This window comes from Saccharopolyspora sp. NPDC000995, assembly GCF_053599315.1.
The window spans coordinates 16,606-30,099 of sequence record NZ_JBSFLZ010000092.1; the positions used below are offsets into that span (position 1 = coordinate 16,606).

The 13,494-nt window shown below is 71.9% G+C and carries 1 protein-coding gene; it reads left to right on the plus strand.

Annotation, left to right across the window (positions count from 1 at the left end; translation table 11 throughout):
• Nucleotides 1-34: 34 nt before the first annotated feature.
• Nucleotides 35-13,494, plus strand: a 13,460-nt coding sequence (locus tag ACWDKQ_RS25370) for a type I polyketide synthase (RefSeq protein ID WP_450141260.1), incomplete at its 3' end; no start/stop codon positions are given.

Here is a 13,494-nt window from a genome sequence, read left to right on the forward strand (position 1 = left end):
CCTCGGTACCACGAAACCACGAAAGGGGAACGCGGTGTCGCTGCGCCTCGAAAGGGATATCGCGGTCGTCGGACTCGCCTGCCGACTGCCCGGCGCGGACGATCCCGGCGCGCTGTGGTCGCTGCTGACCGCGGGGACGGCCGTCGACGCGCCGGTTCCGGCCGGCCGCTGGGAACCCGCCTCGCTGGCGGGTCTGTCCGACGCCGAGGCGGCGATCGTCCAGCGCGGCGCGTTCCTCGACGACGTCGCGGGCTTCGACGCCCGGTTCTTCGGAATGTCGCCGCGGGAAGCCGCGATGATGGACCCGCAGCAGCGGCTGATGCTCGAATTGGGCTGGGAAGCGCTGGAGGACGCCGGAATCACCGACCGAGCGGTGGCCGGTTCCCGCACCGGTGTGTTCGTCGGCGTGGCCGGGGACGACTACACCACCCTCGTCCGCGGGCGGGGCACCGAGGCGATCACCCCGCACACCTTCACCGGCTCGCTGCGCTCCATCATCGCCAACCGCGTGTCGTACTTCCTGGGGGCCAAGGGGCCCAGCCTCGTGGTCGACGCAGGGCAGTCCTCGTCGCTGGTCGCCGTGCACTTCGCCGCGGAGAGCCTGCGGCGGGGTGAGTGCGCCGTGGCGATCGCGGGCGGCGTGGCCCTGCGGCTCACCCCGCACCACGCCATCGCCGCCCACCGGTTCGGGGCGCTGTCCTCGGACGGGCGGTGCCACGTGTTTGACGCCCGGGCCAACGGCTTCGCCCAGGGTGAGGGCGGCGGCGCCGTCGTGCTGAAGCCGCTGGCGGCCGCGCTCGCCGATGGCGACGACATCTACTGCGTGATCCGGGGCAGTGCCGTCGCCAACGACGGCGGCGGCGATCAGCTCTCGACCCCGACCGCCGAGGGCCAGGCCGACGCGATCCGCGCCGCCTACCAGCAGGCGACCAGCGATCCCGGCGCGGTGGTCCACGTCGAGCTGCACGGTGCCGGGACGCCCACCGGTGACCCGGTCGAGGCGGCCGCGCTCGGTGCGGTGATCGGGGCGGCGCGCGAGGCGGGCAGCCCGCTGCGCGTCGGGTCGATCAAGTCAAACATCGGCCACCTGGAAGCCGCGGCGGGCATCGCCGGTTTCATCAAGACCGCGCTGTGCGTGCGCGCCGCAACACTCGTGCCCACCGCGGACTTCCGCACGCCCAACCCGGTGATCCCACTGGAGGAGCTGAATCTGCGGGTCCAGACGTCGGTGGAACCGGTGCGCGACGAGCAGGCGTTGTTCGGGGTGAGCTCCTTCGGCGTCGGCGGTACGAACTGCCACATCGCGGTGTCCGCGCCGCCGCGGCCGGAACCTCCCGAGCAGCGGCCACCTGCCGAGCAGCGGCCACCTGCCGAGCCGCTGCCGCTGCCGCTGTCCGCTGCCAGCGGGGCCGCACTGCGCGCGCAAGCGGCTGCGCTGGCGTCCGCGCTCGACGGCGTTCCAGACGTGCTCGACGTGGGCTGGTCGCTGGTCACCTCCCGCTCGGAGCTCGAGCACCGCGCGGTCGTGCTCGCCCCGCATCGCGACGCGATCGGCCCGGTGCTCGACGGTCTCGCCGCGGTGGCCTCGGGTGAGCCCTCGGCATCGGTGGCCGTCGGGCAGGCGGCGAACGCGACCGATCCGGTCTTCGTCTTCCCCGGCCAGGGTCCGCAGTGGGTCGGCATGACCGCGGAACTGCTCGACTCCTCGGCCGTGTTCGCCGAGGCGATCGGCTGTTGCGAGGACGCGCTCGCGCCGTTCGTGGACTGGTCGCTCACCGACGTGCTGCGCGGGAGCGCTCCCGACGCCGGGCTGGAGCACGTTGACGTCGTCCAGCCCGCGTTGTGGGCCGTGATGGTCTCGTTGGCCGAGGTGTGGCGGGGGCTCGGTGTGCGCCCGGCCGCGGTCGTCGGCCATTCTCAGGGTGAGATCGCCGCTGCGTGCGTGGCGGGCATCCTCTCCCTCTCAGACGGGGCGCGCGTGGTCGCGTTGCGCAGCCGGATCATCGCCCGCCACCTCGCGGGCCGGGGCGGCATGGCGTCGGTCGCGCTGCCCGCCGACGAGCTGCGCGACATCCTCGCCGACAACGCCGAGATCAGCCTCGCCGCGCTCAACGGGCCACGGTCCACTGTGGTCAGCGGGCCGTCCGAGCCGCTCGAACGGTTGCTCACCTGGCTGGAGGGCCGCGACGTGCGGGTGCGCCGGGTGCCCGTCGACTACGCCTCCCATTCCAAGCACGTCGATGGCATCACCGACGAGCTGCTCGACGCCCTCGCGCCGATCACACCGCGGTCCGGCGAGGTCGCGTTCCACTCCACCGTCACCGGCGGCGAGCTCGACGGCACCGAGCTGACCCCGCGGTACTGGTGCCGGAACCTGCGTCAGACGGTGCTCTTCCAGCCCGCGGTCGAAGCGCTCCTGGACCACCGCACCACCTTCATCGAACCCAGCCCTCACCCGGTGCTCACCGCACGCGTGCTGGAAACCGCCGAACAGGCAGGAAAACCCGTTTCGGCGATCGGCTCGCTGCGCCGCGATGAAGGCACCCTCACCCGCCTGCTGACCTCCGCCGCCGAGGCGTGGGTAAGCGGCATTGCCGTCGACTGGGCCGCGCTGTTCGAGGGCACCGGGGCACGCCGGGTAGCCCTGCCGACCTACCCGTTCCAGCGAACGCGCCACTGGCTCGACACGGTGGATGCGGTGGCGGCGGAGGACGAGTCCACGCTGGCACTGCAGCTGCGGGAGGCGGGAACAGAGGATCTACACGACGTCCTGCACGACATAGTGCGCCGGCACACCGCGGTGGCGCTGGGCCTCCGCGACCCCGGTGAGGTCGAGGACGCGACGCCGTTTCGGTCCCAGGGTTTGACGTCGGCCGTCGGAGCAGCGTTGTGCGCCGAGCTCGCCAAGGCGACCGCGACGAACCTGCCTGCCACCGCAGTGTTCGACCATCCCACACCGCTCGCGCTGACCACGCACCTCAAGGGGCTCGTGCAGGACACGACGCCTGCTGTCCCGGTCGTGCCGGCCCGGGCAGCGGCGCGCGATGGCGATCCGGTGGTGATCGTCGGGATGGCCTGCCGCTATCCCGGCGGGGTGTCCACCCCGGAGGACCTGTGGCGGCTGGTCACCGCCGAGCGGGACGTGATCGGCGCCTTCCCCGCCGACCGAGGCTGGGACCTCGGCGCCTCGGTGACCTCCCGGGGTGGGTTCCTGCATGACATGGCCGACTTCGACGCGGCGTTCTTCGGCATCTCCCCGCGCGAAGCGCTCGCCATGGACCCGCAGCAGCGCCTGCTGCTGGAAACGGCTTGGGAGACCTTCGAACGCGCCGGTATCAACCCGCAGACCCTCCAGCGCAGCGACACCGGGGTGTTCGTGGGTGCGATGGCGCAGGACTACGGTCCGCGGTTGCACGAACCGTCGGACGGTACCGACGGCTACCGCTTGACGGGCAGCACCGCGAGTGTGGTCTCCGGCCGGGTGGCGTACGCGCTGGGGCTGGAGGGGCCTGCGGTCACCGTCGACACGGCGTGCTCGTCGTCGCTGGTCGCCCTGCACCTGGCCGCCGAGGCGGTGCGGCGCGGCGAGTGCTCGATGGCGCTTGCGGGCGGGGTGACCGTGATGTCCTCCCCCGGCATGTTCGTGGAGTTCAGCCGGCAGGGCGGGCTGTCACCGGACGGCCGGTGCAAGGCCTTCTCCAGCACCGCCGACGGCACCGGCTGGGGTGAGGGCGTCGGCCTGCTGCTCGTCGAACGCCTCTCCGACGCACGGCAGGGCGGTCACCTCGTGCTCGCGGTCGTGCGCGGTTCGGCGATCAACCAGGACGGCGCGTCCAACGGCCTCACCGCACCGAACGGGCCCTCGCAGCAGCGCGTCATCCGCCACGCCCTGAGCAACGCCGGACTCGAACCGTCCGAAGTGGACGCGGTTGAAGCGCACGGCACCGGAACCCGGCTGGGCGATCCCATCGAGGCCCAGGCCCTGCTCACCACCTATGGCCAGGGCCGGGAACGCCCGCTGTGGCTGGGCTCGGTGAAGTCCAACATCGGCCACACCCAAGCCGCCGCCGGTGTCGTCGGTGTGATCAAGATGGTCATGGCCATGCACCACGGCCTGCTGCCGCGCACCTTGCACGTCGACGATCCCACTCCGCACGTCGACTGGAGCGCCGGGGCGGTCTCGCTGCTCACCGAGTCGATCGACTGGCCGGAGACCTCGCGCCCGCGCCGCGCAGGTGTGTCCTCCTTCGGCATCAGCGGCACCAACGCGCACGTCGTGCTGGAGCAGGCTCCCGCCGACGCGCCAGCGGAACCGCAGGACCGCGAGGTGGACCGCGGGCTCGGCGCACCGTGGTTGCTGTCCGCAGTTGACGAGGACGCGTTGCGCGCCCAGGCGCGGCGCCTGCGCGATCACCTGGAGGCGAATCCGGCGGCCGATCCCGTCAATGTCGGCTGCACGCTCGCGACCGCCCGTCCAGCCTTCGGGCTGCGCGCCGCCGTCTTCGGCGAAGACGTCGCGGAGCGCGCCGACGTGCTCGCGGCGCTGCGCGACGGGCTGCCGCATCCCGGGCTCGTCCGCGGCACGGCGGGTCCGGCGGGCAAGGTCGTGTTCGTGTTCCCCGGTCAGGGCTCGCAATGGCCCGGCATGGGCGCCGACCTGCTCGACTCGTCACCGGTGTTCGCCGAACAGATCCAGCGCTGCGAACAGGCACTGGCACCGTTGGTCGACTGGTCCCTCACCGACATCCTGCGAGACGAGAACGCACCGCTGGACCGGGTGGACGTCGTCCAGCCCGCGCTGTGGGCTATGATGATCGCCCTCGCCGAAACCTGGCGCGCCCACGGCATCCAACCCAGCGCCGTCATCGGCCACTCCCAAGGCGAAATCGCCGCCGCCCATGTAGCGGGCATCCTCACCCTCGATGACAGCGCCCGCATCGTCGCACTCCGAAGCCAGCTCATCGCCCAACACCTCGCAGGCAAAGGCGCCATGGCCTCCGTCGCTGTCCCGGCCGAGGAACTGGGCACACTCCTCACCGATCACCCTGAGATCACCATCGCCGCGCTCAACGGACCGCAATCCACCGTCATCGCCGGACCCCAACACCCACTCGAAACACTACTGTCCACACTGGAACAACAAGACCTCCGAGTCCGGCGCATCCCCGTCGACTACGCCTCCCACACCGCCCACGTCGACACCATCCAGACCGAGCTGTTCGAAGCACTCGCCCCCATCACCCCACATCCCGGCACCATCCCGTTCCACTCCACCGTCACCGGCACACGACTGGACGGCACCGAACTCACCGCCGACTACTGGCACCGCAACCTCCGCCAGCCAGTCCTCCTCCACCCCGTCATCGAGAGCCTTCTCCCCGCTCACACCGCCTTCATCGAACCCAGCCCCCACCCCATCCTCACCACACCCATCCAGGAAGCGGCCGAAGCCACCGGCACACCGGTCACCACCACCGGCACCCTCCGCCGTGACAACGGCAGCCTCGCCCAACTCCGCACCGCCACGGCCACCGCCTGGACCACCGGCATCCCGGTCGACTGGACCACGCAATTCCCCGCTGTACAACCGATCCCGCTGCCCACCTACCCCTTCCAGCGCACCCGCTACTGGCTCGACACGGCCGCGAAGCCGGATGCCGCCGACGACGGCGGGTTGTGGGCAGCCGTGGAGGCCGACGACGTCGACGCGGTAGCAGCGGTGCTGGGGCTGCGGGAGGACCGGCCGGATTGGCTCGCGGAGGCCACACCGGCGCTGGCGCGGTGGCGCGAGCTGCGCCGCGCGGGCATCGAACTGGACGCGCTGCGGTACTCGGTCGAGTGGGTTCCGTCGACCACGACCGGCACCGGGACACCGACCGGCACCTGGCTGGTCGTCGCACCGGCCGGCGAGGACGAGCCGGCCTGGGCGCAGGCGGTACCGGATGCGCTGCGCGCGGGCGGCGCCGAAGTGATCGTGCTGCGGCTCGGCGCGGAGGGCCGCGCCGCCCTGTGCGACCGCCTTCCCCATCACATCGACGGTGTGCTGTCGCTGGTCGGGCTGGAGGACGCTCCGAATCCGGCGACCCCTGCGGTACCGGCCGGCACCGCGGCCACGCTGACGCTGATCCACGCGCTCGTGGACGCCGGTCTCGAAGTTCCACTGTGGACCGTCACTTCGGGTGCGGTCGCGGTGAACCAGGCGGACTCGCTGCGCGCCCCGGCGCAGAGCACGGTTTGGGGACTCGGTCGCGTCATCGCGCTGGAACAGCCCGAGCGCTGGGGCGGGCTCGTCGACGTGCCCGAGGAACCCGACGAGCGGGTGCTCGAACGGTTGCTGGCAGTGCTGGCGCAGCGGCACGAAGACCAGGTCGCCGTCCGCGAAACCGGCACGTTCGCCCGCAGGATCGTGCACGCCGCTGCCGCCGCTGCCGCCGCGGAGAGGCGCGGCCCGCGCGGCACGGTGCTGCTCACCGGAGGCACGGGTGCGCTCGGCGCGCAGGTGGCCCGGCAGCTCGCCCACGACGGCGCGCGCCACCTCGTGCTCGCCAGTCGGCGCGGACCGGAGGCCCCCGGGGCGGCGGAGCTTGCCGATGAGTTACGTGCGCTCGGTGCCGAGGTCAGCGTCGTGGCGTGTGACGTCGGTGACCGCGGTGCGCTGGAACAGCTGCTCGCGCGGTTCCCGGTCACGTCGGTGATCCACGCCGCCGGTGCGCTGGACGACGCGATGGTGGATTCCCTCACCACCGATCAGCTCGACCGGGTGCTGCGGGTGAAGGCCGGCGGGGCAAGGCACCTGCACGAGCTGACCGCGGGGATGGAACTGGAGGACTTCATCCTGTTCTCCTCGATCTCCGGAGTGCTCGGCATCCCCGGTCAGGGCGGCTACGCACCGGGCAACGCCTACCTGGATGCGCTCGCCGAGCACCGGCGCAGGCTCGGGCTGCCCGCCACCTCGTACGCGTGGGGACCGTGGGCCGGCGATGGCATGGCGGCGGTCGGCGGAGTGGAGGACCGGCTCCGCAGGCACGGTGTGCCGCCGCTGGACCCCGACCGGGCGCTGGCGGTCCTCACCCGCGACGAGCCCGAGGACCACGCCACCGTCGTGGTGGCCGACGTGCGCTGGGACCGCTTCTTCCTCGCCTACACCGAGGCGCGCAGGCGGCCGCTCATCGAGGATCTGCCCGAGGTGCGCGCGCTGCTGGACACCGGCTTTGAAGGCCGGGACGAGGAGACCGGGTCACGGCTGGCGACGCGGGTGCGGTCGCTGCCGGTGAAGCAGCGCGCGGCCGTGGTTCTCGACGTGGTGCGCACACAGGTAGCCGCGGTGCTGGGGCACGCGGGCGCCCAGAGCGTCGACGTCGAGCGCCCGTTCCGCGATCTCGGGTTCGACTCGCTCACCGGCGTGGAGCTGCGCAACCGGCTGGCGGTGGAGTCAGGAGTCCGGCTGCCGTCGAGCCTGGTGTTCGACCACCCGACTCCCGCCGCCGTGGCCGGCTACCTGGAGTCCCTGCTGCTGGACGAGGGCGAGGCCGAAGTGCTCCCCGCGATCGCGGTGGCCGCCGACGACGACCCGGTGGTGATCGTCGCGATGGCCTGCCGCTACCCGGGTCAGGTCGAGTCGCCCGAGGACCTGTGGCGGCTGGTCGCCGACGGCGGCGACGCCATCGGCGACTTCCCCACCGACCGCGGCTGGGACCTGGCCCGGCTGCTGTCCGAGACGCCGGGCGCGCCTGGCACTTCGATGACGGGTCGCGGCGGGTTCCTGCACGATGCGGCGGACTTCGACGCGACGTTGTTCGGCATCTCGCCGCGCGAGGCGCTGGCCATGGACCCGCAGCAGCGGTTGCTGCTGGAAACAGCGTGGGAGACCTTCGAACGGGCCGGGATCGACCCGCTGGCCCTGCGGGGCAGCGCAACCGGCGTGTTCGTCGGCATGTCCTACCAGGACTACCAGTCCCGGGTGGCCGAGCCGCCGCCCGACCTGGAGGGCTACCTGCTCACCGGCGCGACGGCCAGCGTCGCCTCCGGCCGGGTGGCCTACACCTTCGGGCTGGAAGGCCCCGCCGTCACCATCGACACCGCCTGCTCGTCCTCGCTGGTCGCGCTGCACCTGGCCGCCGAGGCGGTGCGGCGCGGCGAGTGCTCGGCGGCGCTGGCGGGCGGTGTCGCGCTGATGGCGACTCCGCACATGTTCACCGAGTTCAGCCGCCAGCGGGGACTCGCGCCGGACGGCCGGTGCAAGGCGTTCTCCAGCGATGCCGACGGTTTCGGCTCCGCGGAGGGTGTGGGCCTGCTGCTCGTGGAGCGGTTTTCCCAGGCACGCCGCAACGGCCACTGCGTGCTGGCCGTCCTGCGCGGGTCGGCGGTGAACCAGGACGGTGCGTCGAACGGTCTCACCGCGCCGAACGGCCCGTCGCAGCAGCGCGTCATCCGGCAGGCCCTTGCGAACGCCGGACTCGATCCGTCTGATGTGGACGCTGTCGAAGCGCACGGCACCGGAACGCGCCTGGGCGATCCCATCGAGGCGCAAGCACTGCTGGCCACCTACGGTCAGGACCGGGAACACCCGCTGTGGCTGGGCTCGGTGAAGTCCAACATCGGCCACACCCAAGCCGCCGCCGGGGCCGCCGGTGTCATCAAGATGGTCATGGCCATGCGGCACGGTGTCCTGCCTCGCACGCTGCACGTGGCTGAGCCGACTCCGCACATCGACTGGAGCGCCGGTACCGTTCGCCTGCTGACCGAGCCGCAGCCGTGGCCCGATCACGACAGGCCGTACCGCGCGGGTGTCTCGTCCTTCGGTGTCAGCGGCACCAACGCGCATGTCGTGCTCGAACAGGCACCGGATCGCGATGAGCCCGCCGCAGTGCGCCCTGACGTCACCGTGCCCTGGGTGCTGTCGGCGAAGACCCCCGAGGCGCTACGTGCCCAGGCCCGACGCCTGCTGGGCCTCTCCGGTCAGGACCCGGTCGACGTCGGCTGGTCGCTGGCGTCCACCCGTGCCGTGCTGGACCACCGTGCCGTTGTCGTGGGCGGCGACGAGAACGAGCTGATGACCGGGGTGGCCGCGCTCGCCGAAGGCACGCAGGCCGGCGGTGTCGTCGAAGGCGCCGCGGGCCCTGCGGGCGAGGTGGTGTTCGTGTTCCCCGGTCAGGGGTCGCAATGGCCCGGCATGGGCGCCGAGCTACTCGACACATCACCGGTATTCGCCGAACAGATCCAGCGCTGCGAACAGGCACTGGCACCGTTCGTCGGCTGGTCCCTCACCGACATCCTGCGGAACAAAAACGCCCCGCTCGACCGAGTCGACGTCGTCCAGCCCGCTCTCTGGGCGATGATGATCGCCCTCGCCGAAACCTGGCGCGCCCATGGTGTCGAACCAGCAGCCGTTATCGGCCACTCACAAGGCGAAATCGCCGCCGCACACGTAGCAGGCATCCTCACCCTCGACGACAGCGCACGCATCGTCGCACTCCGCAGCCAGATCATCGCCCAACACCTCGCAGGCAAAGGCGCCATGGCTTCAGTCGCCCTCTCCGCCGAGGAACTGGACGAAATACTCAGCGATCACCCCGACATCACCATTGCCGCACTCAACGGACCACAATCCACCGTCGTCGCCGGACCTCGACTCGAAACACTAATGTCCACATTGGAACAACAAGGTGTCCGTGTCCGCCGCATTCCCGTCGACTACGCCTCCCACACACCGGAAGTCGAAGCGGTCCAGGCCGAACTGAACGCGGCACTCGCACCCGTCGCGCCGCACCAAGGCGACATCGCCTTCCACTCCACGGTCACCGGCACCCGGTTGGACGGCACCGAGCTCACCGCCGACTACTGGTACCGCAACCTCCGCCACCCGGTTCTGTTCCATCCCACCATCCGGCCACTCATCACCGACCACCACACCACCTTCATCGAACCCAGCCCGCACCCCGTCCTCACCACCCCTGTCCAGGAGACCGGCGACGATGCCGTCACCATCGGCACCCTCCGCCGCGACGATGGCAGCCTCGCCAGGCTCCTCACCTCCGCCGCCGAAGCCTGGACCTGCGGCATCCCGGTCGACTGGGCCACCCGGTTCCCCGCCGCACACCCGGTCCCGCTGCCCACCTACCCCTTCCAGCGCACCCGCTACTGGCTGGAGGGCCAGGCCGCCGGCAGGGCGAACGTAGCCGCGATCGGCCAGAAGGCGCTGAACCACCCGCTGCTGTCGGCACGTATCGACCAGCCGGACGGGCAGGAGGTGCTGCTCACCGGCCGGATCGCGGTCGACACGCACGCCTGGCTGGCCGACCACGTCGTCGCCGGTGTCGTGCTGCTGCCGGGAACGGCCGTGCTGGAGATGGCGGTGCTGGCAGGTGACGAGGTCGGCTGCGATCTCGTGGAGGAGCTCACGCTCGTCACCCCGCTGCCGATGCCCGACCAGGGCGGAGTGCAGCTGCGAGTGCGCGTGTGGCGGGACGGCGAAGGCCGCCGTTCGCTGAGCGTGCACGCGCGGGCCGAGGGCGCGCTCGAAGGCGATCCGTGGACGTTGCACGCCAGCGGCACGTTGGCGCGCTCGCACCTGCCGGGCACCGCGGATTCCGGTGCGTGGCCGCCACCCGGCACCGCCCCGGTGCCCATGGACTCCGCGTACGAGCACCTGGCCGAGCACGGGTACTCCTACGGTCCCGCTTTCCAGGGGCTGCGCGCGGTCTGGCGCTCGGGCGGTGAGGTGTTCGCCGAGATCGCGCTGCCCGAGGAGCAGAGTCCGGCCGCGGAACGTTTCGCACTGCACCCCGCGCTGCTGGACGCTGCCGCGCAGACCGTGCTGCTGGCCTTCCCGCCACGGGGTGGCGCGCCCTCCGTCCTGCCGTTTCAGTGGCGGAACTTCATCGTGCACGCGACAGGTGCCACGGCGGCGCGGGTGCACCTGAGCACCGTCAGCCCCACCGAAGCCCGGCTGCGGATCACCGACACTGCGGGGGCGCCTGTCGCGGAGGCCGAGGCGCTGGTGCTGCGGCCGCTGGACCTCGCCGAGCTCACCCAGCTCGGCATCGGTCACGGTGACGCGCTGCTGCGCGTCGAGTGGGCTGCGTTCTCCCCGGCCTCGGTGGTGCCCGCGGATCTCGTGTCGCACGTCGACGTGCTGGATGCGGCCGATCTCGCCGCGATCGCCGATGCGGTCGACAAGGACGAGGCCGAGCTGCCGTCGCTGGTGTTCGCCCGGCTAGACATGCGGCACGACGAGCCCGAGAAGCTCTCGACTTCGATCGCGCGCACCGAGGTGTCGCGGGTGCTGGAGCTGCTGCAGTCATGGCTCGCCGAGCCGGCGTTCGAGGAGTCGCGGCTCGTGCTCGTCACCCGGCACGCCGTTCAAGCACGGCCGGAGGAGGCGGCTCTCACCCGGCACGCGGCGGTGTGGGGACTGGTGCGGTCGGCGCAGACCGAGCACCCGGACCGGTTCGTGCTCGCCGACACCGATGGCACCGACGAGTCGCACCAGATGCTGCCGATCGCGGCCGCCGGCGGCGAGCCGCAGTTCGCGGTGCGGCAGGGCAAGCCGCTGTTCCCCCGGCTGGTGCGCGCGGACGCCGTCGAGCCCGTCGACCCGCCGGTCGAGCCCGACGGCACCGTGCTGATCACCGGTGGCACCGGCACCCTTGGCCGTCACGTGGCCCGGCACCTGGTGGAAAAGCACGGCGTGCGACGCCTGCTGCTGGTCAACCGCCGAGGTCCCGACGCCGAGGGTTGCGCGGAACTGCTCGCCGAACTACGCGCGGCCGGCGCCCACGCGACGATCGCCGCGTGCGACGTCGCCGACCGGCGCGAGCTGGAGCGGCTGATCGAAGGGCTTCCGGCGGCGCACCCGGTGACCGCAATGGTCCATGCCGCGGGTGTGCTCGCGGACGGCGTCGTCAACTCGATCACGCCCGAGCAGCTCGATGAAGTGCTGCGGCCGAAGATCGACGCCGCAGTGAACTTGCACGAGCTGACGGGCCGTTTGAGCCGCTTCATCCTGTTCTCCTCGGCCGCGGGTGTGCTCGGCTCCGCAGGTCAGGCGGGATATGCGGCGGCGAACGCGTTCCTCGACGGGCTTGCCCGCTACCGCAGGCACCACGGCGCCCCGGCCGTGTCGCTGGCGTGGGGATTGTGGGACGAGCGCAGCGCGCTGACCGGCGATCTGACGGACTCGGATCTCCGGCGGCTGGCGGAACTGGGCGTCGCTGCGATGCCGACCGATTCCGCGCTCGCGCTGTTCGACGTGGCCTGGAGCGGAACGCACGATGCGGCGCTGGTCCCGTTGCGCTTGGAGACCGGTGCGGCGGCCGTGGGTTCCGGGGCGGTTCCGCCGCTGCTGCGGGACCTGATTCGCCTTCCAGCTCGGCGTGCGGTGGCGCGGTCCGACGGTGCGGCGCGCCCGTTGGCGAACGTGCCCGCCGACAAGCGGGCCGGCATGCTGCTCGATCTGGTCCGGACGCGTGCCGCCGCGGTGCTGGGGCACGGCTGTGCCGATGCCGTTGCACCGGCCCGCGCGTTCCGCGAGCTCGGGTTCGACTCGCTGGCCGCCGTCGACCTGCGCAACCGGCTCAACGCCGCGACCGGTCTGCGCTTGCCCGCCACCACCGTCTTCGACCACCCGAGCCCGGCCGCGCTCGCCGAGCACATCGAGCGGGAGCTCTACGGGCGTGCCGAAGTGGCGCCCGCGCTCGCGCCGACCGCCGCCGGCGACGACGATCCGGTGGTCATCGTCGCGATGAGCTGCCGGTTCCCCGGGGGCAACGATTCGCCGGAAGCGTTCTGGCGGTTCGTCTCCGCCGCCGGGGACGCCGTGGCGGCCATGCCGTCCGATCGCGGGTGGGACCTCGCCTCGCTGCACGACCCTGCCGGGATCAGGCCGGGCTCGACGACCACCGTCGAGGGCGCGTTCCTGCACGATGCGGCGGAGTTCGACGCGGAGTTCTTCGGCATCTCACCGCGCGAAGCGCTGGCGATGGACCCGCAGCAGCGCCTGCTGCTGGAAACCGCTTGGGAGGCGTTCGAACGCGCGGGTATCGACCCGGCATCGTTGCGCGGCAGCCGGACCGGCGTGTTCACCGGCGTCATGTACCACGACTACGCCGCGCGGCTGACCGATGTTCCCGCTGATCTGGAGGGATACCTGGTCAACGGCAGCGCGGGCAGCATCGCCTCCGGCCGCATCGCCTACACCCTCGGGCTGGAGGGCCCGGCCGTCACCGTCGACACCGCCTGCTCGTCGTCGCTGGTCGCACTGCACCTGGCCGCACAAGCGCTGCGCAACGGCGAATGCACCATGGCGCTGGCCGGCGGAGTCACCATCATGGCAACGCCGGCTCCGTTCGTGGAGTTCAGCCGGCAGCGCGGTCTCGCCGCCGACGGCCGGTGCAAGGCATTCTCCAGCGCCGCCGACGGAACCGGCTGGGGCGAAGGCGTCGGCCTGCTGCTCGTCGAGCGGTTGTCCGACGCACGCCGCAACGGCCACCCCGT